Consider the following 26161-nt stretch of genomic DNA (forward strand, 5'->3'; position numbering starts at 1 on the left):
CTGCGGTCACGCGCCCAGCAGCGGCAGCCCCGCTTCCAGCCGGTCGGCTGCGCCCTGGACGGCGTGGCGAAGCGCCTCCGCGTCGTAATACCCCCCCACCACATGCAGATGGTGGGCGATGGCCCGCCGGAAGGCCGTGAACAGGGCGCAATCGGGGGGCTCGGGGGCGGTCCAGAAGCGGTCGCGGCCCGATTCATGCGTCAGGCCCGGCACGCGATACACCGCCTCGCCCAGCGCCAGCAGCGGCTTTCCGGCCTCCAGCGCGTTCAAGCCGGCGGTGCTGTTCACCGTGATCATCCCCGCCGACCGCGCCAGCACCGCGCCGAGCGGCACGCCGTCCAGGAAATGCACCCGGCCCGCGACGCCCGCGGCGCGCGCCATGCGCGCCACCCGCCGCTTCCACCACTTCAACCCGGGGTCGAGCGGATGGACCTTGAAGGCCAGGTGCGCCTGCGGGGGCGCGTGGGCGGCGAAGCTCGCCACCGTCTCCCGCATGGGCGTGTCCTGGTCCGGGAAGGGCGAGTAGGCGCGGAGCGAGAAGTCCATCTCCATCTGCATGGCGAAGACGAAGAGGGGGGCGTCCGCCGGGAGCCGTTGCAGCAGGCGCTCGCCGAGCCGCCGCGCCAGCGGCCGCAGCGCCAGCCGCACCCCGGTCCCCATGTAGATGGGAATGGGCGAGTTCAGCAGATGCGTCTCGAAATGCCGGAAGGGCCAGGGCAGCAAATTGGCCAGGTGGAATTCCATGTCCCAGAGGGCCTGGCGCGCGAAGCTGTCGCGGAAGACCATGGGCGGGGCGAGCGGCGGCGAGGCCTCGGCCAGCCGCAGCACCTCCGCCGGTTCGCGCGGGAAATGGGACATGGCGTTGTGCCCGTCCCGCTCCAGGATGATGCGGTCCGGCCGGAGATAGCCGTAGTCCGTGGCGGCGACCGGGATGGAGCGCGCCTGCGCCGCCCCGATGGCGATGCGGTGATAGACCCGCTGCTCGCCCAGCAGCACCAGGTCGGTGATGGCCTCGCGGTCCAGGAAATCGCTGACGAAGCGCGGCCAGTCGGCCAGCGTCCCGGTGAAGTCCACCGCACCAGGCCCGCGCCAGAACATCTTGTCGCCCAGGCAGAGGTTGATCCGGTGGGCCGCGTGGCCCCGCGCGCGCAGCTCCGCCGCGAGGTCCGCGAAGAAGGGGCTGATGGGGCCTTGCAGGAAGAGGAAGCGCTTCACGCCCACCCTCCCGCCGGGGCGCGCCAGGCGGCGGCGACATCGCCCTTGCCCAGCAGCCTCACGCCCGCCGCGCGCCGGACGGCGGGGCTGGGCCAGCCGCGATAGGGCAGGGTTTCGGGCGGGGCGGGCGGGGCCTCGCCGGCCGCGATGCGCGCCAGCACGCCCTCCAGCAGCGGCAGGGCCGCCAGGTGCAGAGCGCGGGCGGCGGCGGAGGCGCTGGTGCCGGGCGGCAGGGGCACTTCCCGCTGCGCCCAGATGCCGCCCGCATCAATGCGCGTCGCCATCTGGTGGATGCTGACGCCCGTCGCGCCCTCGGCCAGGCCGTGGAAGGCGGGGATGGGACCGCGGTGGCGCGGCAGCAGCGAGGGATGCACGTTGATGGCGCCCCGTGCCGGCACCGCCAGGGTCTCGGCGTCCAGGATGCGGTCCAGGTGGAAGCAGACCAGCAGTTCCGCCCCCGAGGCACGCAGCGCCGCCCGCATCGCCTCGGGCGCGCCGAGCCGCAGCGCGGGGATGCCGCGGGCGGCGCAGAGGGCGGAGAGGCGGGGCGGCTTCCGCAGCGCCCCGCCCAGCATGGGCAGGGCGTGGTTCACCATCAGGTAGGGAAGCAGCCCGGGGCCGCCGCGCCGCAGCGCGCGCCAGGTCGCGCGGGCGGCGCGGAGGGGGGAGGAGTGCCCCACCAGCACGAGGCGCGGGCCCAGGCCTTCGGCGAAACGCAATGTGGCCTCCGCGCTGGCGGCGCCCTCCAGGGTGAACAACGCGACCCGCAACGCCTCACGCGGCCTCCCGTGCGGCGGCGCGCAGCGCCTCGATGGTGCGGTCGAGGTCGGCCTCGCTGTGCTCGGAGGAAAGGAAGAAGCGCAGCCGTGCCTGGCCCTCCGGCACCACGGGGAAGCAGATGGGCTGCACGTTGATGCCCGCGCCCACCAGCCGGTCCGCCACCAGCATGGCCGTGTAGGAATCCCCCAGCACGATGGGCACGATGCCGAAGCCGGCCGATTGCCCGGCGTCGAACCCCGCCGCCCGCGCCTGGTCGCGGAAGCGGCGCGCATTGGCCTGGAGTTTCGTCACCCGCCAGGGCTCGGCCGCGATCAGGCCCAGCGCCGCCTCGGCCGCGACCGCCAGCGGGGGCGGCAGCCCCACCGAATAGACGAAGCCGGGTGCGGTGTGCCGCAGCATGTCCACCAGCACATGGCTGCCCGCGATATAGCCCCCGGTGGAGGCCAGCGCCTTGGACAGCGTGCCCATCCAGATGTCCACCTCGCGCGGGTCCACGCCCTGCGCCTCGGCCACGCCGCGGCCCGTCGGGCCCAGCACGCCCAGCGAATGCGCCTCGTCCACCATCAGCCAGGCGTCGTGGCGGCGGGCGAGCGCCACGAAGGCCGCCAGGTCCGGCACTGTGCCGTCCATGGAGTAATGGCCCTCGATGAGGATCAGCGCGCGGTTGTGCCGCCCGCGTTCCGCCGCCAGCAGGGCGCCGGCCGCGGCCGCGTCATTGTGCGGGAAGGCCGCGCGCCGCGCGCCGGACAGCCGCATGCCCTCCGCCGCGCTGTTGTGGATCAGCGCGTCGTGCAGGATGAGGTCGGCGGGGCCCACCAGGTGGCCGATGGTGGTGACGTTGGTGGCGTGGCCCGAGACCATCGCCACCGCATCCTCCACCCCATGGTGCCGGGCCAGCGCGGCCTCCAGCGCCGCATGCACCGGCCGCTCGCCCGAGACATAGCGCGAGGCCGAGGCCGAGACGCCATAGCGCGCGATGGCCTCCCGCGCCGCCGCATGGATGCGCGGGTCCCCGTTCAGCCCGAGGTAGTTGTAGGAGGAGAAGTTGATCATCTCCCGCCCCGCGATGCGCGTATGCGCGCCCGCGATGCCCTCATGGCTGTGGAAATAGGGGCTGCTGATGCCGGTCTGGCGCGAGAGGTTCCGCACCGCCGCCACCTCGCGCGCGGCGGGCAGCGTCGAGAAGTCGCGCGCGCTGGTGCTGGTGCCGCTGGGCGTGGGGGTGGGCGTGTTCATGCGCCCCAGCAGCGCCGCGCGCTCCTGCGGGGAAAGGCCGCGGCGGCGTGGGGGCCCGCCGCTCATTCCGCCGCCTCGCGGCCGGGCTTCAATCCATCCAGCAGCAATTGCGCCACCCCCTGCACCGTCAAACCCTCGCCCACGCCCTGGAGGGGCAGGGACACCGAGAAACGCCGTTCCAGCGCCGTCCGCAACTCCAGCCCGCCCAGGCTGTCGAGGCCAAGCCCGGCCAGCGGCGCGTCGAGGGCGATGCTATGGGCGGGCAAGCGCAGGATCCGTCCGATTTCGACGCCCACCATACGCTGGATCGCGTCCCGTGCGGCATCTTCTCCCATGGCGCGCAGCGCGGGGAGCGAGATGTCCTCCGCCTCGCCTTCCGCGCCCACCTGCCCGGCCAGCGCCAGGAAGGGCGGTTCGGCCAGCAAGGCGAGGCTGCGCCGGGCGGCCGGCCAGTCGAGCCGTGCCACGCCGGCCACCGCCACGCCGGACTCCAGCAGGGCGGGCAGGCGGTCCAGCGCCTCGCGCGCGGTCAGCGCCACGGCGCCGAGGCGGCGGGCCAGGCCCTCGGCCCGGGCCTCCTCGCCGGCCAGCATACCGGCATCGGAGATCGGGCCCCATTGCACGGCCAGCGCGGGGCGGCCCTGGGCCTGGCGGCGGCGGGCCAGCGCCTCCATCCCCGCATTGGCCGCCACATAGGCCGCCTGGCCCGGGCTGCCGATGGGCACGGTGGCCGAGGAGAACAGCAGGAACAGGCCGGGCTCATCGGCCTCGGTCAGCCGGTCCAGGTTTTCCGCCACCACCACCTTGGCGTCCCACACCGACCGGGCGGCACGGGCGTCGAGGCGGGCGGCCACGCCGTCCGACAGCACGGCGGCGGCATGGACCACGCCCGTGATGGGCGCCTCGGCGCGCAACTGCTCCAGCGCGGCGGAAAGCGCCGCGGCATCGGTGGCGTCACAGGCCAGCAGCCGCGTCATGGGGCCGAGGCTTTCGGCCGCCTCCACTGCCCCCGGCGCCGCCGCCCCCCGGCGCGAGAGCAGCGCGAGCCGCCGCGCACCCTGCCCGGCCAGCCAGCGCGCCGCCTCCAGCCCGAAGCCCGTGGTGCCGCCGACCACCACCACCCAGCCCTCACCCATGCCGGCCTGGGGGGGCATCCAGCGGGGCCGGGCGCCGGCCTCGGCGGCTTCCTCCGGCGGGCGGATGACGAGCTTGCCGACATGGCCCCCCGCCTGGAGGCGGCGGAAGGCGTCCTCCACCGTCGCGGCCGCGTGCACGCGCACCGGGAGCGGGCGGAACACGCCCTCCTCCAGCCGGCGCATGAGGCTTTCGAGGTGGCGCCGGGCCAAGGCGGGGCGGGCGCGGGCCAACTCGTCCACATCCACCGCGAAATAGCTGACATTGCGGCGCAGCGGGCGCAGGGGCGCGCGCCGCGCCTCGGCATAGTCGCGCTTGCCCAGTTCGAGGAAACGGCCGAAGGGCGCCATCAGGGCCAGGCTGCGCTCCATCGCCTCGCCCGAGAGCGAGTTCAGGCAGAGGTCCACGCAGCCCTCGCCCGGCGGCGCCTCCCAATGCGCGCGAAGCTCCTCGGCGAAGCCGGCGGAGCGGCTGTCCAGCGCTACCTCCGCCCCCGCCGCCCGCAGCAGGGCGCGGCGGGCTTCGGTGCCGGCGGTGGCGGCCACCCGGGCGCCGGCGGCCAGCGCCACCTGCAACGCCGCCAGCCCCACCGCGCCCGCCCCGCCATGGATCAGCACGCGGTCGCCGGGGGCGATGCGGCCCAGCTCCTCCAGCGCATGGACGGCGGTGAGGAAGGCCACGGGCAGGCCGGCCGCCTCCTCGGGCGCGAGCCAGCCGGGGCGGGGCACCAGGGCCTCCTCGCGCGTCACCGCGCGGGTGGCCAGCGCCCGGGGGGCGACGCCCAGCACCGGCTGGCCGGGCGCGAGGGCGCAGCCCGGCCCCACCGCCTCGACCACGCCCGCCAGTTCCATGCCGAGGCCCGGCCCGGCGAAGCCGGCGCGGAGGATGTCCTCCGGCAGCAGCCCCTGCGCCCACATCACGTCGCGGAAATTGAGGCCCACCGCCTGCACGGAAAGCCGCACCTCGCCGGGGCCGAGGGGGTGGGCGGCCACCTCCGGCGCCGGCTGCCAGGCCAGCGTGCCGAGCTGCCCGGGCATGCCGACGGCCAGGCGCAGCGGGCCGGGCGGCGGCGGCGGCGCGGGCACCCCGGCGGCCACGCGCGGCACCAGGCGCCCGGCCTGGGTCAGAAGCTGCTCGGCCTCCGCATCGGGGGGCGTGAGCAGGGCGGCGGCGAGGCGCCTGGCCGCGGCCTGCGGATCCAGCCCCAGGTCCAGGTCATGCCGGCGCGGGCGCAGCGCCGACATCTCATTGGCCAGCACGCGGCCCAGCGCCAACAGCCCCGCGGCACCCGGCCGCGTGGCGCCGCCGCGGGTGACGAGGTGCAGCCCCTCCGCCACGCCCTCGGCCGTGGCGGCAAGCTGCGCGGTGGCGGCCAGCCCCTCGGGCCCCGGCTCCGGCCAGGCCAGGAGGGTGGCGCCGCGCAGCGTGGCGGGGGCGGGGTTCTCGGGCAGGCGGGTGACGCGGGCGCCGGCGGCGGCGAGCGCCTCGGCCAGGGCATTGGCCCATTCCTGCTTCGCGGGGCCGTTCCAGAGGGCGAAATGCCGGCCCATGGCGGCGGGCAGCAATTGGCCGCTCTCCGGCATGGCGGCGGCGACCAGCGCCGCGGGCCAGGGCGAGGGCGGCAGGGGCAGGATGCGCGGCCGGTCCCAGCCCGCGCCGAGCAGGGCGGCGTTCCAGCCGGCCGCGTCCAGCAGCCGGCGCGTAGTCCACCATTCGGCGGCCAGCCCCTCGGTCATGTCCCAGAACAGGCTGGGCAGGGGTTCGGCCAGCAACAGGGCGCCGCCCGGCGCGGTGGCGCGGCGCAGCCCCTCGGCCAGGGCCTGGCCGCCCGCGCGCCGGGGCGAGAGGGCGAGGGCCAGCACCAGCTCCGCCTCGGCGGGCGGGGCATCGGGGCCGGCGGGGTCCCATTCCGCCAGCTCCACCCCCGGCGGCACGGGGGGCGGGCGCTGGCCGGGCAGGTGGGTGGCGATGAGGCGCGCCTCGGAAGGCAGCGCCTGGCGCAGCGCGGGCAGCAGCGGGCCTTCCGTGGCGCCGGCCAGCAGCACGCGGCAGGGACGGGCGGCGGGCCAGCCCTCCAGCAGCCGCGCCGCGCCATGGGCCAGGGCCGCGCCCAGCCGGTGCAGGCTTTCCGCATCGGGCGAGAGGCGCGCGGGCGGCATGGGCAGGCCCGGCAGGGCGGTGGGCAGCGCCTCCGCCGCCTCGGCCAGGGTGGCGAGTTCCTGCGCGAGGGCGGGCGCCTCCAGCATCACCTGCTGCCAGATGGCGTGGGCGGCCGGCAGCTCCTGCGCGGCGGCGCCCAGATGGGCGCGCAGGGCATGGGCCAGCGGGCCCTCGGCGGTGGCGAGCCCGGCCTCCTGCGCCGCCGCCGCCGCATGGGCGTCCAGCAGCAGCGCGGCCTCCTCCAGCGGGGGGCCGGGGGGCGGCAGGTCGAGCATGGCGGGATCGAGCGCGGGGGCCGCCTCGGGCCAGCCCAGCGGCACCGGCGCCGGCACCCATTCCCCATGGAAGACAGGGGGTGCCGCGGCGCGCTCGCCCAGCGGCACGCGCTGGAAGGTGGCTTCCTCCAGCCGGGCGACGGCCCGGCCCAGCGCGTCGCGGAGCGTGATGCGGGCGGCCACGCCGCGCTCGCCCGGGGCGGTGATGGCGATCTCGGCCGCGACGGCCACGCCGCCCTCGCGCCGCGCCAGCACGCGGCCGAAGCGCACGGGCAGGAAGCCGTCGCGCGCGGGGCCTTCCTGCGCATCGCCCAGCAGGCCGAGCAGCCCTTGCAGCGCGCCGTCCAGCCGCACCGGGTGCAGGTGGAAGGCCTCGTCGGGCGGGGCGGTGGCGGGCAGGTCCAGTTCCAGCCGCACCTGGCCCGTCTCGCGGCGGGTGGCGAAGCGGGTGACGGGCCGGAAGGCCGGGCCGTATTCGAGGCCGAGCCGCGCGGCCGCCTGGGTCAGCGCCGCGCCGCCCTGCCATTCGCCGACAGGCTCGGCGGCGCCCTCCGGCTCGGGCGGGGGCGGCAGGGGCGAGAGGCGCGCGGTGGCGTGCAGCGCCCAGGCCTCGGTCCCCAGGCGACGGCGGGATTCCAGGCGGAAGCCGCCTTCCTCGTCCAGCCGCGCGCGCAATTCCCGCAGCGCGTCGGACGCCAGCGGCATGGGGCGCAGGATGGTGAAGTCCGTCACCTCCAGCCAGGGAGTGGCGGGGTGGCGCAGGAAGCCGGCCTCCAGCGCGATCTCCACCATGGCCGCGGCGGGCAGGATGGGCTGCAGGCCCAGCGCATGGTCCGCGAGCCAGGGGGCGCCGGCGGTGTCGAGCGTGTTGCGCCATTCCTCGCCCGCCTCGCCATGGCGGTGGCCGAGCAGCCCGCCCTCGGGCGGCGTGTGCAGCAGGGGGCGGGCCTCGACGCTGCGCGGCAGCCAGTGCGGCTGGGGTTCCAGCGGCAGGGCGGGCAGGGCACGGAATTCGGCGGGGCCCTGGAAGGCGCGGCCGCCGCGCGGGTCGGCGCCCTGGGCGGTGGCGGCGTCGGCCAGGGCGGGGAAGGGGTCCGCCTGCCGGGCGCGGTGCGGGCGCAGCGTGGCCATGCTGGGCACCTCGCGCCCCGCCGCGCGCAGCAGGGTGCGGAGGTAGCCCTGGAGCAGCGGCCGCGGCCCGATCTCGACCAGCAGGGCGGGGTGGCGCGCCAGCCCCGTGGCCATGGCATCGGCGAAGCGCACCGGCTCCCGCAGGTTCCGCCACCAATAGGCGGCGTCGCAGGCATCGGGGTCCAGCAGCTGGCCCGTCACGGTGGAGATCAGGGGCACGCCCCCCTCCCGCCCGCGCAGCCCGCGCAAATCCCGCAGCAGGCCGGCCCGCACCGGGTCCATGGCCGCCGAATGGAAGGCGTAGTCGAGGTCGAGCGGCAGCCAAGCCCAGCGCCGGGCGGCGGCGGCCTCGGCGAGGCGCGCCAGGGCGGGTTCCGGCCCGGCCACCGTCAACGAGGCCGGGGTGTTCACGGCCGCGATCTCGACGGGCCAGTCCTCGCCTTCGGAGCATTCGGCCAGCACCGGCCGCGCCTCCTCGGGCGTGGCGCCCAGCACGGCCATGCGGCCCACGCCGCGCCGCGCCTCCTGGTGGCGGCTGCGCGCGGCGATGAGGCGCGCGGCCTGCCGCAGCGAAAGCAGGCCCGCCGCCTCGGCCGCCGCCACCTCGCCCACCGAATGGCCGATGCAGAAGGCGGGGGTGATGCCCTCTTCGGCCAGGGCGGCCACGATGGCGTGCTGGAGGGTGAAGAGCAGCGGCTGGGCGATGGCGGTGCGCGCCAGCTCGGCCTTGGTCACGCCGCGTTCCAGCAGGGCGGCGACGGACCAGCCGAGCTGTGGCGTCAGCGCGGCGTCGGCGCGTTCGACGGCGGCGCGGAAGGGGGCGCTGCCGCGCATCTCGGCCGCGCCCATGCGGGCCCAGGCGGCGCCATTGCCGGTGAAGAGGAAGCCCACCCCCGCCCCATGCCCGGCCTTGCCGGTGGCGGCGCCGGCCACCTCCTCGCCTCGCGCGAAGTTGGCGAGCGCGCGGGCCGGGCGCGGGCCGCGCAGGACCAGCCGGTGCGCGCGCAGGGCGCGGTGCCGGGCCTGGCCGCGCGCCATGGCGGCCGCGCGGGCCGGCGGGGCCTTGGCCAGCAGCGTGGCCCAGTCGCCCGCCAGCCTTCGCAGCGCGGTGGGGGTTTGCGCCGAGAGGACCAGCGGCGGCGCCTCACGCCCGTCCTCGCGCGCCACGGGGGGAGGGGGGGCCGCGCCCAGCAGGGCGCAGGCATTGGTGCCGCCGAAGCCGAAGGAATTCACCGCGACCGCCCCGCCCGCCAGCGGCATGGGGTGCGTGGCGGGCATGAGGCCCAGCCGGTCGAAGGGAATGTTGGGGTTGGGCGTCTCGCAATGCAGCGTGGCCGGGATGCGCCCCGTCTCCAGCACCACCAGCGCCTTCAGCACGCCCACCAGCCCCGCCGCCGCCTCGGTGTGGCCGATATTGCTCTTGGCCGAGCCGATGGGCAGCACGGTGCGCCGCCCCTGCACGGCCTGGGCGATGGCCGCGGCCTCGATGGGGTCGCCCGCCGGGGTGCCGGTGCCATGCGCCTCGAAATAGCCGAGCCCGGCCGGCCTCACGCGCCCCGCCCGCAGCACGGCCGAGATCAGCGCCGCCTGCGCCCCCGCATCGGGCAGGGAGATGCCATTGGTGCGCCCCGCCCCGTTCACCCCGCTGGCGAGGATGACGCCGCGCACGAGATCGCCATCGGCCAGGGCGGCGGCCAGCGGCTTGAGCACCAGCACGACGCCGCCCTCGGCCCGCACATAGCCATCCGCCCCCGCGCCGAAGGCCTGGCAGCGGCCACGGGCGCTGAGCATGCCCGCGCGCCAGAAGCCGCCGAAGGGGAAGGGCGAGAGCAGCATGTTCACGCCGCCCACCACCGCGGCCGGGATGCGCCCGTGGCGCAGCGCCTCGCAGGCCTCGTGCAGCGCGACCAGGGCGGAGGAACAGGCCGTGTCCACCGTCATGGCCGGGCCGCGCAGGTCGAAGACATTGCCGATGCGGTTGGACAGGATGGAAAGCGCGCTGCCCGCCATGGTGTAGCGGTCGCCCGCGCCGGTGTCCTCCTGGTGGAGGTTGCCGTAATCCGTCGTGGAGCCGCCAACATAGACACCGACGGGCTGGCCGGAAACGCGGTCCTCGGGCCAGCCGGCGTCTTCCAGCGCGCGGCGCGTCAACACCAGCAGCAGGCGCTGCTGCGGGTCCGTCTCATCGGCCTCGCGCGGGGAGATGCCGAAGGCCGGCGCGTCGAAGCCCACCACGTCGCCGATGGTGCCGGCGCGGAAATGCGGCGCGCGGCCCACCTCGCCCGGGCGGGGGTGCAGGAAGCGGGCCTGGGCGAAGCGGTCGGCCGGCACCTCGGTCACCGCGTCCAGCCCCGCCTCCAGCAGGCGGGCGAACGCCGCGAGGTCCGGCGCGCCGGGCAGGCGGCAGGCCGCGCCGACAATGGCGATGGGCGGGCCACCGCCGGCCATCGCCCCGGGCATGCCGTGACGGACCATCGTCACGCCCCCATCTCCGGCCGGTGCCGAGTGCCGGCGGCGGTGCCGCGGAGGGTCCTGTTACTCACGTCATCCGGATGGATGAAAGCAGCCAGCGAAGTCAACCCTACGTATATCCCGCTCCGACAAAAATATATGCCAGAATCATGTGTTACGGATCTCAAGGCCACGCGCGACGGCACAGCTATTCCTGCAACAGCGTGGCGAGCGCCCGTTCCTGAACCTCGGGGCGCGGCTCGCGGCCGCAGAGGCGGTCCAGGAAACGCTCGGTCTCGCGGAAATGGCCGCTCCAGCTGGGCGGGCGCCACTGGGCGAGGCGCTGGAACTGGGCCTGGCGGCGGGCGCTGCCGGGTTCGGACAGGGCGCGCACGGCCTCGGACCAGCCGTGGAAGTCGAGCGGGTGGAAGAATTCCGGCACATTCCCGCCCACCTCCCGCGCGGGCGGGATGTCGGAGGCGATGACGGGCGTGCCGCAGGCCAGCGCCTCGGCGACGGGAATGCCATAGCCCTCGGCGAAGCTGGGGGCGAGCAGGGCGGAGGCGCCGCGCATCAGCCGCGCCACCTCGGGGTCCGGCAGGCGGCCGCATTCCTCGACCAGCCCGCCGAAATCCACGCGTTCCAGCATGCGGAACACGTCCTCATTGTCCCAGCCGCGGCGGCCGATGATGCGAAGCCGGGGCGTGCCGGGCTGCCCCTCCCGCGCGAATTGCCGCCACATCTGCAGCGCGAGCAGGTGGTTCTTCCGCGGCTCGATGGTCCCGACCATCACGACATAGGGGCGGCCGGGCGGGGCCTCGGGGACGGGCGGGGAGGCGTCCGGCAGGTCGAGGCCGAGGCCCACCGCCTGCACCGGCGGCTGGGCGAGGCCCGCCTCACGCAGCCGGGCATGGAATTGCAGCGCCACATGCCGGGTGGGGGTGATGACCCCGGCGGCGAGGGAGGAGATCACGCGCAGGCGCTGGGCATGTTGAACGGTGGAGTGGGGGCGGCAATACTCCGGGAAGCCGAGCGGGATCAGGTCATGCAGCATGGGCACGAAGCGCGCGCCAGCCGCCACCACCCCCGCGATGGCGCCCTCCTTGTGGACGGCGCGGTGCGAGGTGACGAGGAAGATGCTGTCCTTCTTCTGGCCGAGGCGCTGCGCCAGCGCCCAGCGCCCGCCGCCCCAGAGCCGGCGCGACAGCGCGGCCGCCGCCATGGCCCGGAACCGCGCGAGGCCGCCCTCCTTGCCCGGGGCCACCACCGCGTCGGCCTCGGTCAGCAGGGAGCGGGCGAAACCATCCGGCAAGGCCGCGAACCATCCCCAGGGCGACTGCGCGACGAAGGTGACGCGGCTTTCGGGCAGGGCACGCCAATGGCGCGCATGTGCGATCTCGACACGATCCACGCCGCTCGGCTGCCCATGCCATGCGAGCCCCAGCAGGCGGGAGATGTCGAGGACGATATGCACGCCTCAATTGTCCTCATTTTTGCGGTGTTGGAAAGAGATCGTTTACGCGGCACGTAAGGCTAGGCACGGGATTCAGGGCCAGCGCAAATGAAGGATGATGAAACAATGAGCATTTGGCGTCAGCCTACCACTATCGAACAGATCACTGCCCGTGCCACGGGCACCGTAAATGGATATCTTGGCGTCCGTGTGACCGAAATTGGCCCTGATTACATTCTTGGCGAATTGCCGGTGGATGAACGACACGTTCAGCCTTTCGGCGTGATCCACGGCGGCGTTTCGGTCGTGCTGGCGGAGACGCTGGGCAGCCTCGCTTCCATGATGGCCTGTGAACCGGGTTTCACCGCCGTGGGGCTGGAAGTCAACGCCAATCACCTGCGCCCTGTTCCAAAAGGAGATGTGGTGCGCGGCCGCTGCACCCCCGTCCGGATTGGACGCAGCGTGCAGGTCTGGAACATCGAGCTGCGGCGCGGCGACGGGCATCTTTCTTGCGTGTCCCGTCTGACCACATCCATCATAGAGGCACGCCCCGCATGACACGATCCAGGATTGCGCTGATCGGAACCGGCGGCACCATTTCGTCCCTCGGGGAAGATCCGTTCGACATCATTGACTACGGGCGGCATGGCCGCATCATGAACGCGCAGCAATTGCTCGAATATTGGCCACAAGTCGCGCAGGTCGCGGATGTACGCCCTGTGAAATTTTCCGCCATGCCCTCCACCGCCATCGGCCCCGCGCAATGGCTGGAGCTGGTGCGCGCCTGCCACCAGGCGGCGGCGGACATGCCGGACCTGGACGGCATCGTGGTGACGCATGGCACCGCCTCGCTGGAGGAGACGGCCTATTTCCTCTCGCTGACCGTCAAGCTGGACATTCCGGTGGTGGTGGTGGGGGCGCAGCGGCCTTCCTCCGGCCTGTCGTCCGATGCGGGGATGAACCTCGCCAATGCCTGCCGCGTGGCGGGCGACCCGGGCGCGCGGGGCCTGGGCGCGCTGGTGCTGCTGAATGACGAGATCCATGCGGCGCGCGAGGTGACCAAGACCAGCACGAGCCGCCTTCAGACCTTCCGCAGCCCGGATTTCGGCTGCCTGGGCCATGCGGACGCCGACAAGATCGCGTGGTATCGCCGCCCGCTGCGGCCGGTGGGCAAGGCCACCGAGTTCGACGTGGCGGGGCGCGAGAGCCTGCCGCGGGTGGACATCGTCTATTGCTATGGCGGGGCCGATGGCGCGGCGGTGGAGGCCTTCGTGGCGGCGGGGGCGGAGGGGCTGGTCTCGGCCGGCTTCGCGCCCTCCTTCGTGACGCCCGAGATGGCCGAGGCCTTCACCCGCGTCATGGCCGGCGGCGTGCCGGTGGCGGCCAGCACGCGGGCGGGCTCGGGGCGAATGTTCTACACCACCCGCATGCGTGAGCCGGGCTTCGTGAACGCCGACAACCTCAACCCGCAGAAGGCGCGGGTGCTGCTGATGCTGGGGCTGACGGTGACGAAGGATGTCGCGGGGCTGAACGCCATCTTCGAGCGGTATTAGGCCAGTTTGGAATACCCCGCGCGCCAGGCCTCGGGCATGGGCGCGGGGCGGCGCGTCTCGCGGTCAATGAAGACGATGACGCTCTCCGCCGTGGCGAAGCAGGCATCGTCCTTGAACAGCCCCTGCGCGATGGTGATGGAGGAATTCCCCACCCGCGCGATGGCGCTGCCGATGCGCACCTGGCCGGGATAGAAGATCTCGGCCAGGTATTCGATGGACACCTTCCGCAGCGCGGACGCCATGCCACGTTCGTGCGGCAGGCCCGAGACGGCGCAGATGATGTCGCCGCGGCCCGCCTCGCACAACGCCGCGATGGAGGCGTTGTTCACGTGGCCGTTGAAGTCGGTGTCCTGGATGCGGAGCTTTTCTTCCGTCCAGAAGGGGTATTCGCTCCGCATCGCCTCAGAACGCGCTGAGACCGGAGTTGCGGATGGTCACCTGCCGGGCGGCGCAGATGTTCACGCCCCGCAGTTCCGCCGCGCGGCCATTCACCCAGACCACGCGGAAGTCATAGCGCGTCGCATTCGCCGCCTGGTAGTTCACGAAGCGGCCGGGCGGCAACATGGAGCTGCCCAGCTGGTCGCGCCCCCAGGCGTTGATGGCGGAGGGGCTGAAATACACCTCCCGCACCGTCAGGCCGGACTGGTTGGCGATGCGGAAGCGCGTGTCGCAGCCCGGCGCGGGCCGGATGGGCATGACCTGCTGCTGCACCGGGGCCACATAGACCGGCTGGACCACGGTGGGCCCCTGCTGCGGCACGCAGGCCGCGAGCAGGGTGGAGGCGGCGAGAACCGCGGCGGCGGCAAGGGTCTTCATGGTCGGTTTCCTACCCGTTGACGCCGCCATGTTACCCAGGATTTCCTGACGGTAAACCTAGGGTAATGTCAGGCCTCGCGCCGTCAGGCGCGGCCAGCCGCCTTATCGGCCTCGTAGCGCGCCTTGTTCTCGGCATTGGCGGGATAGAGGCCGGGCAGGGCGTGGCCCGCATCCACCTGCTTCATGATCCAGCCTTCCAGGCGCTCCTGCTCGATGGCCTCGGTGGTCACGGCGTCCACGATGTCGGCGGGGATCAGCACGCAGCCATCGGCGTCGGCCACGATGATGTCACCGGGGAAGACGGCCACGCCGCCGCAGCCGATGGGCTCCTGCCAGGCGACGAAGGTCAGGCTGGCGACGGAGGGGGACGCGGCGCCGCCGGCGCACCACACCGGCAGGCCCGTACCGTTCACGCCCGCCACGTCCCGCACCGCGCCATCGGTCACCAGCGCGGTCACGCCGCGCTTGGCCAGCCGCGCGCAGAGGATGTCGCCGAAGATGCCGGCGTCGGTCACGCCCATGGCATCCGCCACGGCGATCACGCCCTCGGGCATGGCTTCGATGGCGGCGCGGGTGGAGATGGGGCTGGCCCAGGAGGCGGGGGTGGCCAGGTCCTCGCGGGCGGGGACGAAGCGCAGCGTGAAGGCCTCGCCTACCAACCGCTTGCCCTGCGCGGCGGGGGTGAAGGGGGCGGCGCCGCGCATCCAGACGGAGCGCAGCCCCTTCTTCAGCAGCACGGTGGTCAGCGTCGCGGTGGTGATCTTCTCCAGCGCGGACTTGGTCTCGGGCGAAAGCGGCATGGGGCGGGCTCCAGTCTGAATTCGCGCCGGTTTTCCGCCCGCCCGGCCGCTGCGTCAATCAGGCGGTCTTTTCCACCACCAGGCCAAGCTCCTCGATCATGCGTTCGCGCATCAGGAATTTCTGCACCTTGCCGGTGACGGTCATGGGGAATTCCTCCACGAACTTCACGTAGCGCGGGATCTTGTAGTGGGCGATCTGGCCCTGGCAGTAAGCGCGGATCTCCTCCGCCGTCGCGCTCTCGCCGGGCTTGAGGCGGATCCAGGCGCAGAGTTCCTCGCCGAACTTCGCATCGGGCACGCCCACCACCTGCACCTCGGCCACCTTGGGGTGGCGGAAGAGGAATTCCTCCACCTCGCGCGGGTAGATGTTTTCGCCGCCGCGGATGACGAGGTCCTTGATGCGGCCGACGATGTTGCAGAAGCCTTCCTTGTCGATCACCGCGAGGTCGCCGGTGTGCATCCAGCGCGCGGCGTCGATCGCCTCCGCCGTGCGCTCCGGGTCGCCCCAATAGCCCTGCATCACCGAGTAGCCGCGGGTGCAGAGTTCGCCCGCCGTGCCGCGCGGGACGATGCGGCCCTCCGCGTCCACGATCTTCACCTCCACATGCGGGTGGATGCGGCCCACGGTGGAGACCCGGCGCTCGATGCTGTCCGTCGTGCTGGACTGGAAGCTGACGGGGCTGGTTTCCGTCATGCCATAGGCGATGGTGACTTCGGACATGTGCATGTCCGTGATGGCGCGGCGCATCACCTCGATGGGGCAGGGCGAGCCCGCCATGATGCCGGTGCGGAGGCTCGTCAGGTCGAACTTGCCGAAATCCGGGTGGTTCAACTGCGCGATGAACATGGTGGGCACGCCATAGAGGGCGGTGCAGCGTTCCGCCTGCACGGCCTCCAGCGTGGCCAGCGGGTCGAAGCCCTCGCCGGGATAGACGATGGCCGCGCCATGCGTGGTGCAGGCGAGGTTGCCCAGCACCATGCCGAAGCAGTGATAGAGAGGCACGGGGATGCACACCACGTCCTGCTCGGTGAAGCGCTGCGCCTCGCCGATGAAGAAGCCGTTGTTCAGGATGTTGTGGTGCGTCAGCGTGGCGCCCTTCGGCGCGCCGGTGGTGCCGGAGGTGAATTGGATGTTGATGGGGTCGTCGCATTGCAGCGTGGCCGAGACCTCGCGCAGATGCGCGCGGGCCGCGTCGGAGGCGGGCTCCATCAGCGCGGAGAAGTTCAGGTAGCCCTTGTGGGTCTCGGCGCCGATCTGGATGCGGTGGCGCAGCAGGGGCAGTTTCTCCGCGCCCAGCACCTCCAGCATGGTGACGTATTCGGAGGTCTTGAAGCGCGTGGCCGTGATGATGGCCGCGCAGCCCGCCTTGTTCAGCGCGTACTCGACTTCCGTCAGCCGGTAGGCCGGGTTGATGTTCACCAGGATCAGCCCCGCCAGCGCGGTGGCGTATTGCGTCAGCGCCCATTCGCTGTTGTTGGGCGACCAGATGCCGATGCGGTCGCCAGGCTTGAGGCCGAGCGCCAGCAGGTTGGCGGCGACGTCCTCGGCGCGGCGCAGCATCTCCCCATAGGTCCAGCGCACGCCCTGGTGGCGGACGATGAGCGCCGGGCGGTCGGCGAATTGCTGCGCCGCGCGGGTGAAATGCGTGCCGATCGTCTCGCCGAACAGGGGCGTGGACGAGGCGCCATGGACGTAGCTGTCGGCCATTCGGCCCTCCCTGGGATTTGATGCGATTCTACAGGGATTCTTGGGCCCGCGCGATGAGGCTTTCCAGCGGTTCGGCCACGTCCAGCACCAGCGGGTCTTCCTCCGCGCCGGGGGGTTCGAGGGTGGCGAACTGGCTGGCCATCAGGCTGGCCGGCATGAAATGGCCGGGGCGGGCGGCCTGACGCGCGGCGATCAGCGCCGGCGCGCCTTCCAGGTAGATGAGGCGCAGCCCCGGCGCGGCCTGGCGCAGCCGGTCGCGATAGGCGCGCTTGAGCGCCGAGCACGCCACCACGCCGGGTTGCGCCGCCAGCCAGGCGCCCAGCGCGTCCAGCCAGGGCCAGCGGTCCTCATCCGTCAGCGGCGTGCCGGCCTGCATCTTCTGGATGTTGGCGGGCGGGTGGAAAGCGTCGGCATCGGCGAAGGGGAGGGAGAGGGCCTTGGCGAGCGCCGCGCCGAAGCTGGACTTGCCGGAGCCGGAGACGCCCATGACGAGCAGGCGCATCAGCGGCACCCGCCGGCGAGGCGTGCGGATGATGTGCTCATCCTTGCGTCACCCTCAGAGGATGCGGCCGCACGGCGGCCGCCGCGCCCGGACCAACCGCCGTCCACGTCGCTACTCCCGCGGCGCGGAAGCCAAGCCGCCGGAGGCGGCGCCCGGCGTCTGAGGGCTTTCCAAATGCCCGCCGAAGCCCTTCCGCATCGCGCTCAACGCCTTGTCGGCGAAATTCTCCTCGCCGCGGCTGCGGAAGCGGGCGAAGAGGCTGGCGGCCAGCACCGGCACGGGCACGCCATTTTCCACCGCCGTGTCCACCGTCCAGCGCCCCTCGCCGCTGTCGCCCACATGGCCGGAATAGGTGGACAAAGCCGGATCCTGCGCCAGCGCCTGGGCTGTCAGGTCCAATAGCCAGGACGCCACGACGCTGCCGCGGCGCCAGGCCTCCGTCACATCCTCCAGCGCGAAGTCGAGCGGCGCGGGGGCGCGGCGCAGCAGGTCCAGCCCCTCGGCCATGGCCTGCATCATCCCGTATTCGATCCCGTTATGGACCATCTTGGCGTAGTGCCCGGCGCCGTTCGGCCCGCAATGCACGTAGCCGCGCGGCGGGCGCGGATCGCCGGCGCGGCCGGGGGTGGGCGAGGCGGCCGCTTCGCCGGGGGCGAGAGCCGCGAAGAGGGCGTCCAGCCGCGCCACCACCTCGGCCTCGCCGCCGATCATCAGGCAATAGCCGCGCTCCAGCCCCCAGACGCCGCCCGAGGTGCCGATGTCCAGGTAATGCAGCCCATGGGCGCGCGCCTCGGCGGCGCGGCGGGCGCTGTCCTTCCAGAAGGAATTGCCGCCCTCGATCAGCACATCGCCGGGCGAGAGCAGGGTATGGAATTCGCGCAGCGCGGCCTCGGTAGGCTCGCCCGCCGGCAGCATCACCCAGACGAGGCGCGGCGCGGGCAGGGCGGCAACCAGCGCGGCCAGGCTGTCGGCGCCCGCCGCGCCCTCGGCCACCAGCGCCGCCACCGCCGCCGCGTCACGGTCGAAGCCCGCGCCCGGGATGCCCGCGCGCATGGCCCGCCGCAGAAGGTTGGCCCCCATCCGTCCCAAACCGACCATTCCCAGGCGCATCGCGCTTCCCCCTCTGATCCCGCCATGATGTGATGCCCGAAACACGGAGGAAAGCCATGCGTGCATTGCCCGCCCAAGGCCAGGACTGGCCCGCCCTCAAGCAGGCGCTGCTCGACGCCAAGACGCGCGACTATTCCTGGAAGCGCGGCCGCATGGCGGTCTTCTTCTACTACCTGGACGAGGCGCTGGAGCGCATCCAGCAGGAGGCCTACATGACCTTCTGGACCGAGAACAATCTCGGCCAGCGGGCCTTTCCCTCCCTGGCGAAGCTGGAGGGCGAGGTGGTGGAGATGGCGCTCTCCCTCATGCACGCGCCCGAGGGCGCGGCGGGCAGCTTCACCTCCGGCGGCAGCGAGAGCATTTTTCTGGCCATGCTGGCGGCGCGCGAAAGGGCGGGCAAGGCCAGGCCCAACATCGTGATGCCCGACACCGCGCACCTCACCTTCGACCGCGCCTGCTGGTATCTCGGCATCGAGCCGCGGCGCGTGAAGGTGGACCATGAGCGCCTGAGCGACGTGGCCGCCATGGCGGCGGCGGTGGATGAGGGGACCATCGCGCTGGTGGGCTCCGCGCCCAACTACCCCTTCGGCGGCGTGGACCGCATCGCGGCCCTGGGCGAGCTGGCGGAGCAGCACGGGCTCTGGCTGCATGTGGATGCCTGCGTGGGCGGCTTCCTCAACCCCTTCCTGTCGAAGCTGGGCGTCGAGCTGCCGGAATGGGATTTCCGCGTGCCCGGCGTCACCTCCATCAGCGCGGACATCCACAAGCACGGCATGGCGCCCAAGGGCGCCTCGCTGCTGCTGGTGCGGGACGCGGCCCTGCGCCAGCACCACCGTTTCGAGAGCAGCGCCTGGGCGCGCGGCACCTATGCCGCCTACACCTTCCAGGGCACGCGGCCGGGGGGCGCGGTGGCGGCGGCCTGGGCGGTGATGATGCATCTGGGCGAGGCCGGCTACCTCGACTGCGCGCGGCGCATCATGGCCGCGCGCGCCACCATCGCGGCCGGCATCGCGGAGCATGCGGGGCTGGAGGTGCTGCCGGGGAACCACGCGCTGCTGGTCTATCGCAGCACGGACCCTGGCCTGCCCATCGGGCGCATCGCCACCGCGCTGGATGCGCGCGGCTGGCTGGTGTCCCGCCAGGCGGAGCCGGACGGCATCCACCTGCACCTCAACCCGCTGCATGCCGAGGTGGCGGAGGAATACCTGGCCGACCTCCGCGCCGCCGTCGCTGAAGCGCGGGAAGGGGCGGCGCCGGAGATGGCCGCGGGCCGCGCCTATTGAGGCTGGACGTCCTCGTCATCGGGGACGGGCAGGCCGGGCTGGCGGCGGGGTATTTCCTCTGCCGCACCGGGCTGGTCTTCGAGATCTGGGACGCGGGCGAAACGCCAGGCGGCGCCTGGCCGCGCGCCTGGGATTCCATGACGCTGTTCTCGCCCGCCGCGCATTCCTCGCTGCCTGGCTGGCCCATGCCGGCGCCGGAGGGCGGCGGATATCCGCCGCGCGATGCGGTGGTCGCCTACCTCGCGGCCTGTGAGGCGCGCTACGCCCTGCCGGTGCGCCGCCCGCGCCGCGTGACGGCGGTGCGCGCCGGCACGGAGGCGCTGGTGGTGGAGGCCGAGGGCGCCACGGCCCAGGCCCGCCACGTCATCAGCGCCACCGGCACCTGGGCCGCGCCCTTCATCCCGGAGGTGCCCGGCCGCGCGGAGTTCCGGGGCGTGCAGCTCCATTCCGCCCGGTATCGCCGGCCGGAGGCCTTCGCCGGGCAATCCGTGCTGGTGGTGGGCGGCGGCAATTCCGGCGCGCAGATCCTGGCCGAGGTCTCGCGCCACGCCGCAAGCTGCACCTGGATCACGGAACGCGAGCCCGTCTTCCTGCCCGACGACGTGGACGGGCGCGTGCTGTTCGAACGCGCCACCGCCCGCTGGCAGGCCGAGCGCGAGGGCAGGCCGCCGCCGCGGCAGCTGGGCGGCCTGGGCAACATCGTGGCCGTGCCGCCGGTGCGCGAGGCAAGGGCGCGCGGCGTCCTCGTCGCCCGCCCGCCCTTCGCGCGGCTGGAGGCCGACGCGGCGGTATGGCCCGATGGCACGCGCATCCCGGCCGACGCCATCATCTGGTGCACCGGCTTCCGCCCCGCCCTCTCGCACCTGGCGCCGCTGGGCGTGGTCGAGGCGGATGGGCTGGTGCGGGTGGACGAGGATGGCCGCAGCCTGCGCGAGGCGCGCCTCTGGCTGCTGGGCTATGGCGATTGGACGGGCATGGCCTCCGCCACGCTGGCCGGTGTCACGCGCGCGGCGCGGGCGGTGGCGCGCGGGGTCACGGGGTGATGTCATGCGCCGGGCATGCGGCTGTCATCGTCGCGTCACGCGCGACGCCTAGACATCCGGAGGAATTCTCGTGAAGGGCCAGCCATGACCGACATCGCCAGCGACATCCAGCGCCTGCTCGAACACAAGGCCAATGGCGCCTATGGCCTCAGCGGCGTGAACCAGCAGCAGCACGCGCTCCAGGCCGCCTGGCTGGCCGAGCGCGAGGGCCACCCCGAGGCGCTGGTCGTCGCCGCCCTGCTGCACGACATCGGCCACATGGTGCATCATCTGGGCGAGAACCCCGCCGCGCGCGGCATTGATGACCGGCATGAGGAGGTAGGGCAGGAATTCCTGTCCGCGCATTTCGGGCCGGAGGTGACCGAGCCGGTGCGGCTGCACGTCGCCGCCAAGCGCTACCTCTGTGCCAAGGAGGCGGATTACTTCGCCAAGCTCGCCCCCGACAGCGTCCGCAGCCTGGAATTGCAGGGTGGCCCCATGTCGGCGGAGGAGGTCGCGGCATTCGAGGCCCTGCCGCAATACGCCGAGGCCGTGCAGCTGCGCCGCTATGATGAGCAGGCGAAGGTGAAGGGCCTTGAGACGCCGCCGGTGTCGCACTTCATGCCGGCGGTGCGGCGCTGCCTGCGCGCGTAAGCCTTCCTTCACCACCGGCGCGCGCATGCTGCGGCGATGCGCACCCTTCTCCTGCTGCTTCTCGCCACCCCGGCCCTGGCCCAGCCCGTCTGCGACGCGGCGCGGCTTGGCACCGTCTCCTGCCAGGCCGGGCGCATGTGCGAATGCCGCTTCGAGCGCGGCGGCAGCCTGACCGGCCTGCCGGACGGGTATCGGTGGGATTGCGGCGCGCTGCGCCCCAGCTGCCCCAGCCAGGAACTCCGCCCGCAAGGCGCCTGGCCGCCCTACATGCCCCCGCCGCAGATCCTGCTGGAGCGGCAGATCAATCCGCCACGCCCGCGTTATTGAGGCGCAAGGTTCACCGCCCCGGCCGCAGCCGCTTCTCCGCCTCCACCACCAGCAGCAGGGCCACGCCCAGCCCCAGCACGATGGCGCCCTCGCGCCAGCCCAGCGGCGCCGTCTCGAACAGGAGTTGGAAGGGCGGCAGGTAGGTCAGCGCCAGCTGCGCGGTGATGGCCGTGGCCAGCCCGACCAGCACCGCCGGCGTGCCCACCACGCCCACCCAGGTCAGCGAGGAGCCATGCACGTAGCGGACGCTGAACAGGTAGGCGATCTGCATGACCACGATGCCGTTCACCACCATGGTGCGCGCCACCTCCAGCGGCAGCCCCTGGTTCTCCGCCCAGAAGAACACGCCGAAGGCGCCACCCGCCATGACGAAGGCGGTGAAGACGATGCGCCACGCCAACTCGCCCGTCAGCAGGGGTTCGCCGCGCGGGCGGGGCGGGCGGCGCATGGTGCCCGGCTCGGTCGGCTCGAAGGCGAGCGGCGTGCCCAGCGCGACGGCGCAGATCATGTTCACCCACAGGATCTGCACGGGCGTGATGGGCAGCGTCAGCCCCACCGCGATGGCGGCCAGGATGGTCATGGCCTGGCCGCCATTGGTCGGCAGCGTCCAGCGGATCACCTTGCGGATGTTGTCATAGACCGTCCGCCCCTCGCGCACCGCGGCCACGATGGAGGCGAAGTTGTCGTCGGCCAGCACCATGTCGGCGGCCTGCTTGGCGGCTTCGGTGCCCTTGGCCCCCATGGCGACGCCCACATCGGCGCGCTTCAGCGCCGGCGCGTCATTCACGCCATCGCCCGTCATGGCCACCGTCAGCCCCTCGGCCTGGAGGGCGGTGACGAGGCGCAATTTGTGCTCGGGCGTGGTGCGGGCGAAGACCGTGACGCGGCTTGCGGCGTCGCGCAGTCCGGCTTCGTCCAGCGCGTCCAGCTCCTGGCCGGTCATCGCCACCGGGTCTTCCGCCAAGCCCAGCTGCCGGGCGATCTCGCGCGCGGTGGCCGCATGGTCGCCCGTGATCATCACCACGCGGATGCCGGCGGCGCGGGCGTCGCGCACCGCCTCCAGCGCCTCCGGGCGGGGCGGGTCCATGAAGCCCACCAGGCCCAGCAGGCGCGCCCCGCCGGGGAGCGCATCGGGCGCCGGCAGGCCGCCGGCGGGCACGGGCAGGGCGGCGAAGGCCAGCACGCGCTGGCCCCGTGCGGCCAGGGCCTCGGCGCGGGCGTGCCAGTCCGTGCCATCCGGCGCGCAGAGGTCCAGCACGCGTTCGGGCGCGCCCTTCAGGTAGGCCATGTCGGCGCCCTCATGCAGCGTCGCCATGAAGCGGTGGGCGCTGTCGAAGGGGATTTCGTCCAGGCGGGGGCGGACGGCGCGCTCGGGCTCCGGGTCGAGGCCGGCGCGATGGGCCAGGGCCAGCAGCGCGCCCTCCATCGGGTCGCCCTCCACGCGCCAGGCGCCGTCCACCGCGCGCAGTTCCGCGTCGTTGCAGAGCAGGCCGGCGCGGACCAGTTCCAGCAAATCCGGATGGTCGGCGGCCAGCACCGGCGCCGTGCCCTTCGTGACCTCGCCCGTGGGGGCGTAGCCGGTGCCCTGGGCCGCGTATTCGCCCTGGGGCGTGAGCAGGCTGGTCGCCACCATCTCGTTGCGCGTCAGCGTGCCGGTCTTGTCGGTGCAGATGACGGCGACGGCGCCCAGCGTCTCCACCGCCGGCAATTGCCGGATGATGGCCTGCCGCCCCGCCATGCGCCGCACGCCCAGCGCCAGCGTGATGGTCAGCATGGCCGGCAGGCCCTCGGGGATGGCCGCCACCGCCATGCCCACCACGGCCATGAAGCTTTCCTGCAGCGTCTGCGCGCGCACCAGCATGGCGAAGGCCAGCAGCGCCGCCGACAGCGCCAGGATGACCGCCGTCACCTGCCGCGCGAAGCGCGACATCTGCCGCAGCAGCGGCGTCTGCAGCGTGTCCACCTGGCCCAGTAGCGCGCTGATGCGGCCGAGCTCCGTGCCCGATCCGGTGGCCACCACGACGCCCATGCCCGCGCCGGCGGCGACCAGCGTGCCGGACCAGGCCATGCAGTTCCGCTCGGCCAGGGGTGTCTCGGGGGCGAGGGGCGCCACATCCTTGTCCACCGGCACGGATTCACCGGTCAGCGCGGCCTCGTCCAGGCGCAGGCTTTTCGCGCGCAGCAGCCGCAAATCGGCCGGCACGCGGTCCCCGGCCTCCAGCAGCACCAGGTCGCCGGGGACGATCTCGGCCGCCGGCACGCGCTGGCGCGCGCCGTCGCGCAGCACCTGGGCCGTGGGGTCTATCATGCGACGGATGGCGTCCAGCGCGCGGGCGGCCTTGCCCTCCTGCACGAAGCCGATGGTGGCGTTGATCAGCACCACGCCCAGGATCACCGCCGCATCCAGAAAATGGCCCAGCACCAGGGCCAGCGCGGCCGCGCCCAGCAGCACATAGATCAGCGCGTCATGGAATTGCAGGGCGAAGCGGTGCAGCGCGCCGCGGCCCGGCGCCTCGGGCAACAAATTGGGGCCGTGGCGCGACAGGCGCTCGGCCGCCTCCCGCGCGGCGAGGCCCTGGCGGGTGGTGGCCTGGGCGCGCAGCGCCGCCTCGGCCGTCAGGGCATGGGGGGGCGGGGTGTTTTCATCCGGCATGGCAATCCCTTAGCCGGGCAGGGTTCGTCCGCCGTTGCGTCAGGTCAAGGCGCGGCGCCGGCAGACGGCCGGGGGAGGGAGCCCTATGCGGGCATGACCACCGGCGGCACCACCCTTTCGATGGCCGCGAAGTGCGAGATGGTACCGCGCCGGTCGCGCAGCGGCACGATCCGCATCTCGATCCAGTAGGGCACCCCGTCGCGCCGGTAGTTCAGCACGGTCGCCTGCGCGATGCGCCCCGCGCGCAGCTCCTCGCTGACCCGGCGCAGCACCTCCTGGTCCGTGCCGGGGCCTTGCAGCAGGCGCGGCGAGCGGCCCAGCACCTCCTCCGCCGGGTAGCCGGTCATCTCGGTGAAGGCGGGGTTCACATAGACGATGGTGGGGCCGGGCGTGTCGAGGTCGGCCGCGGTCACCAGGATGATGTCCTGCGTCGCGGCCATCACCTGATCCAGCGGGAAGCTGGCACGGGCCGGGGTGCCGGGCCGCGGCGCGGGCGGGGCATGGGCCGCGGGCGGCGGCGCGGCGTCGAACGCCATCGGCATGGCGAGGTGGAAGCCCGGCGCCGCGCCCTCGCGCCCAGCCTGGATCAGCAGCTGCCCGCCATGGCCGCGCAGCAACTCCCCGGCGGAAGCGACGGAAAGCCCCATGCCTTCCAGCCCGCGGGCATAGGTGTCGCGGTCGGCGCCGGCGAAGGGGGTGTCGAGGTCCGCCAGCAGGTCGGGCGGAAGGGTGAGGCCGGGGCAGGCCACATGGACGAAGGCGATGCCCTTTTCCGCCGCCACGCCCCATTCCATCGTCACCTGCCCGCCCTCGGGCATGTGGCGCAGCGCCTCGCGCAGCACGCCCAGCAGCGCCTGGCGCGCGGCGGCGGGATCGAGCGCGGCCGATGCCGCGCCCGCGGTGCCGCGCAGGGTCAGCCCCACGCCGCGCCGGGCGAAGGCGGGCTGGACCGTGCTGGCCACGTCGGAGACGGTCTTGCCCAGCAGCGTGGAGCGCCGCGGGCCCTGGGGGCGGGCGGCGGCGACCGAGGCCTGGGCGAAGTTGATCGCGTCATCCACCAGGCCCAGCAGGTGCTGGCCGGAGGCGCGGATATCCTCGATCCAGCTGAGCTCCTCCGCGCCGAGGCGCTTTCCCTCGGCCGCCGTGGCGGCCAGCAGCTCGGACAGGCCCAGGATGCCGTGGATGGGCGTCCGCAGCTCATGGCTCATGGCCGAAAGGAAGCGCGTCTTGGCGATGGCGGCCGCGCGCGCCCGTGCCTCGGCCTGGCGCTGGCCCGACGTGTCGAGCAGCAGGACGACCGCCCCCAGCAGCGCGCCCGCCGCGTCACGGAAGGGGCAGGCATGGGCGGAGAGGGGCAGCCGCGCGCCATCACGCCGGCGCACGACGATGTCCACGCCACGGATGGGCTGGCCCTCGGCCAGGGCCCGCGCCACGGGGTATTGCTCGGGTGCGAGAAGCTGGCCGTCGGCCGCGAAGATGGCCTCGCTGCCGCACCAGCGCGTGGCGCGCAGCGGGGGCGACCAGCCCCAGAGCTCCGCCGCCGCCGGGTTGTAGGCGGTGAGCCAGCCTTCGCGGTCGGTGGCGAAGAGCGGCTGGCTGATGGCGGCGAAGAGATGCGCCAGTTGCGGCGCCAACTCCTGGTCGAAGCCGGGCCCCGAAGCGGCATCGCCACCCGGTGCGAGGTGGGTCGGGCAGGGAACCGGGGAGGCACACGACATGGCACTGACTTTCGAACACCGTGCGGCGAGGAGCTTCCCATTCCGGACAGGTTCAGGCCAGATGAAGTTTATAGGGAGAGATGTCCAGCGTAGATTGAGGCGAGTCGCCTACTCGGAAATTACGCCATGATACTGAATTTTTTCATATGTGAGAAAATCACACGCAAGATTGTTACAATT

19 protein-coding genes are annotated in these 26161 nt (G+C 73.3%); 6 read left to right on the top strand and 13 right to left on the bottom strand.

The genetic code is table 11. From position 1 onward, the window contains the following. Positions 1–6: 6 nt before the first annotated feature. The 5 genes from JTN19_RS05300 to JTN19_RS20040 form a co-directional block, all read right to left on the bottom strand. Positions 7–1215 (bottom strand): capsular polysaccharide export protein, LipB/KpsS family, encoded by a 1209-nt coding sequence (locus JTN19_RS05300; protein WP_206930874.1) that lies wholly within the window; start codon positions 1213–1215, stop codon positions 7–9. Then, complete coding sequence (locus JTN19_RS05305) at positions 1212–1934, bottom strand: formyltransferase family protein (protein WP_206930875.1); 723 nt, start codon at positions 1932–1934, stop codon at positions 1212–1214. Before JTN19_RS05305 ends, JTN19_RS05300 begins: the two co-directional genes overlap by 4 nt. A 55-nt stretch (positions 1935–1989) precedes the next feature. Beyond that, complete coding sequence (locus JTN19_RS05310; protein WP_206930876.1) at positions 1990–3297, bottom strand: aminotransferase class I/II-fold pyridoxal phosphate-dependent enzyme; 1308 nt, start codon at positions 3295–3297, stop codon at positions 1990–1992. Then, complete coding sequence (locus JTN19_RS05315) at positions 3294–10406, bottom strand: type I polyketide synthase (RefSeq protein ID WP_242530897.1); 7113 nt, start codon at positions 10404–10406, stop codon at positions 3294–3296. Before JTN19_RS05315 ends, JTN19_RS05310 begins: the two co-directional genes overlap by 4 nt. Positions 10407–10590: 184 nt before the next feature. Further along, a complete protein-coding gene (locus tag JTN19_RS20040) occupies positions 10591–11856 on the bottom strand; it encodes a glycosyltransferase (RefSeq protein WP_206930878.1) in 1266 nt (421 codons plus the stop codon). Between the two features lie 87 nt (positions 11857–11943). Here JTN19_RS20040 and JTN19_RS05325 point away from each other — a divergent pair, with 87 nt between their 5' ends. Both JTN19_RS05325 and JTN19_RS05330 read left to right on the top strand, forming a co-directional pair. Further along, positions 11944–12393: a PaaI family thioesterase gene (locus tag JTN19_RS05325; RefSeq protein WP_206930879.1), complete on the top strand. Its 450-nt coding sequence runs from the start codon at positions 11944–11946 to the stop codon at positions 12391–12393. Next, on the top strand, positions 12390–13388 hold the full coding sequence (locus JTN19_RS05330; RefSeq protein WP_206930880.1) for an asparaginase: 999 nt from the start codon (positions 12390–12392) through the stop codon (positions 13386–13388). The genes JTN19_RS05325 and JTN19_RS05330 overlap by 4 nt, the downstream gene beginning before the upstream one ends. On the opposite strand, the gene JTN19_RS05335 is transcribed toward JTN19_RS05330, so the two are convergent. The 6 genes from JTN19_RS05335 to gnd form a co-directional block, all read right to left on the bottom strand. Continuing rightward, positions 13385–13786, bottom strand: coding sequence for an acyl-CoA thioesterase (locus JTN19_RS05335; RefSeq protein WP_206930881.1), 402 nt, complete (start codon positions 13784–13786; stop codon positions 13385–13387). The genes JTN19_RS05330 and JTN19_RS05335 overlap by 4 nt on opposite strands. Positions 13787–13790: 4 nt before the next feature. Continuing rightward, the gene (locus tag JTN19_RS05340; RefSeq protein WP_206930882.1) at positions 13791–14204 is read right to left on the bottom strand and encodes a hypothetical protein; all 414 of its coding nucleotides are present in this window, start codon (positions 14202–14204) and stop codon (positions 13791–13793) included. Between the two features lie 83 nt (positions 14205–14287). Next, positions 14288–15004 (bottom strand): ribonuclease activity regulator RraA, encoded by a 717-nt coding sequence (locus tag JTN19_RS05345; protein WP_206930883.1) that lies wholly within the window; start codon positions 15002–15004, stop codon positions 14288–14290. Positions 15005–15062: 58 nt separating this feature from the next. Then, positions 15063–16712, bottom strand: a complete 1650-nt coding sequence (locus JTN19_RS05350) for an AMP-binding protein (RefSeq protein WP_206930884.1) — start codon at positions 16710–16712, stop codon at positions 15063–15065. A gap of 28 nt (positions 16713–16740) precedes the next feature. Further along, complete coding sequence (locus JTN19_RS05355) at positions 16741–17214, bottom strand: gluconokinase (RefSeq protein WP_206930885.1); 474 nt, start codon at positions 17212–17214, stop codon at positions 16741–16743. Between the two features lie 111 nt (positions 17215–17325). Further along, positions 17326–18324, bottom strand: coding sequence for a phosphogluconate dehydrogenase (NAD(+)-dependent, decarboxylating) (gene gnd / locus JTN19_RS05360; RefSeq protein WP_206930886.1), 999 nt, complete (start codon positions 18322–18324; stop codon positions 17326–17328). 56 nt (positions 18325–18380) lie between these two features. Between gnd and JTN19_RS05365 the strand changes: the two genes are divergently transcribed. The 4 genes from JTN19_RS05365 to JTN19_RS05380 all read left to right on the top strand — a co-directional run bounded on the left by JTN19_RS05365 (position 18381) and on the right by JTN19_RS05380 (position 21610). Continuing rightward, positions 18381–19607, top strand: coding sequence for a pyridoxal phosphate-dependent decarboxylase family protein (locus tag JTN19_RS05365; protein WP_206930887.1), 1227 nt, complete (start codon positions 18381–18383; stop codon positions 19605–19607). Next, complete coding sequence (locus JTN19_RS05370; protein WP_206930888.1) at positions 19604–20650, top strand: ArsO family NAD(P)H-dependent flavin-containing monooxygenase; 1047 nt, start codon at positions 19604–19606, stop codon at positions 20648–20650. Before JTN19_RS05365 ends, JTN19_RS05370 begins: the two co-directional genes overlap by 4 nt. 84 nt (positions 20651–20734) lie before the next feature. Beyond that, positions 20735–21283 carry a phosphonate degradation HD-domain oxygenase gene (locus tag JTN19_RS05375; RefSeq protein WP_206930889.1) on the top strand — a complete coding sequence of 183 codons (549 nt, stop codon included), beginning with the start codon at positions 20735–20737 and terminating at the stop codon, positions 21281–21283. A 36-nt stretch (positions 21284–21319) separates the two neighbouring features. Further along, positions 21320–21610 (top strand): hypothetical protein, encoded by a 291-nt coding sequence (locus tag JTN19_RS05380; protein WP_206930890.1) that lies wholly within the window; start codon positions 21320–21322, stop codon positions 21608–21610. A 10-nt stretch (positions 21611–21620) separates the two neighbouring features. On the opposite strand, the gene JTN19_RS05385 is transcribed toward JTN19_RS05380, so the two are convergent. Next, positions 21621–24263 (bottom strand): HAD-IC family P-type ATPase, encoded by a 2643-nt coding sequence (locus JTN19_RS05385; protein WP_206930891.1) that lies wholly within the window; start codon positions 24261–24263, stop codon positions 21621–21623. 83 nt (positions 24264–24346) lie between these two features. Further along, positions 24347–25981 carry a sensor histidine kinase gene (locus tag JTN19_RS05390; protein ID WP_206930892.1) on the bottom strand — a complete coding sequence of 545 codons (1635 nt, stop codon included), beginning with the start codon at positions 25979–25981 and terminating at the stop codon, positions 24347–24349. Between the last annotated feature and the right edge of the window lie 180 nt (positions 25982–26161).

The organism is Roseococcus thiosulfatophilus, from assembly GCF_017311575.1.
Taxonomy (GTDB): domain Bacteria; phylum Pseudomonadota; class Alphaproteobacteria; order Acetobacterales; family Acetobacteraceae; genus Roseococcus; species Roseococcus thiosulfatophilus.

Excerpts from the sequence above, each read along its gene's own strand:
- JTN19_RS05315 (WP_242530897.1), bottom strand. The coding sequence starts at position 10,406 with ATGGTCCGTCACGGCATGCCCGGGGCGATGGCCGGCGGTGGCCCGCCC.
- JTN19_RS05375 (WP_206930889.1), top strand. The coding sequence starts at position 20,735 with ATGACCGACATCGCCAGCGACATCCAGCGCCTGCTCGAACACAAGGCC.
- JTN19_RS05325 (WP_206930879.1), top strand. The coding sequence starts at position 11,944 with ATGAAGGATGATGAAACAATGAGCATTTGGCGTCAGCCTACCACTATC.
- gnd (WP_206930886.1), bottom strand. The coding sequence starts at position 18,324 with ATGCGCCTGGGAATGGTCGGTTTGGGACGGATGGGGGCCAACCTTCTG.
- JTN19_RS05365 (WP_206930887.1), top strand. The coding sequence starts at position 18,381 with ATGCGTGCATTGCCCGCCCAAGGCCAGGACTGGCCCGCCCTCAAGCAG.
- JTN19_RS05330 (WP_206930880.1), top strand. The coding sequence starts at position 12,390 with ATGACACGATCCAGGATTGCGCTGATCGGAACCGGCGGCACCATTTCG.
- JTN19_RS05350 (WP_206930884.1), bottom strand. The coding sequence starts at position 16,712 with ATGGCCGACAGCTACGTCCATGGCGCCTCGTCCACGCCCCTGTTCGGC.
- JTN19_RS05355 (WP_206930885.1), bottom strand. The coding sequence starts at position 17,214 with ATGCGCCTGCTCGTCATGGGCGTCTCCGGCTCCGGCAAGTCCAGCTTC.
- JTN19_RS05310 (WP_206930876.1), bottom strand. The coding sequence starts at position 3,297 with ATGAGCGGCGGGCCCCCACGCCGCCGCGGCCTTTCCCCGCAGGAGCGC.
- JTN19_RS05380 (WP_206930890.1), top strand. The coding sequence starts at position 21,320 with ATGCGCACCCTTCTCCTGCTGCTTCTCGCCACCCCGGCCCTGGCCCAG.
- JTN19_RS05385 (WP_206930891.1), bottom strand. The coding sequence starts at position 24,263 with ATGCCGGATGAAAACACCCCGCCCCCCCATGCCCTGACGGCCGAGGCG.
- JTN19_RS05345 (WP_206930883.1), bottom strand. The coding sequence starts at position 15,004 with ATGCCGCTTTCGCCCGAGACCAAGTCCGCGCTGGAGAAGATCACCACC.
- JTN19_RS05390 (WP_206930892.1), bottom strand. The coding sequence starts at position 25,981 with ATGTCGTGTGCCTCCCCGGTTCCCTGCCCGACCCACCTCGCACCGGGT.
- JTN19_RS05340 (WP_206930882.1), bottom strand. The coding sequence starts at position 14,204 with ATGAAGACCCTTGCCGCCGCCGCGGTTCTCGCCGCCTCCACCCTGCTC.
- JTN19_RS05335 (WP_206930881.1), bottom strand. The coding sequence starts at position 13,786 with ATGCGGAGCGAATACCCCTTCTGGACGGAAGAAAAGCTCCGCATCCAG.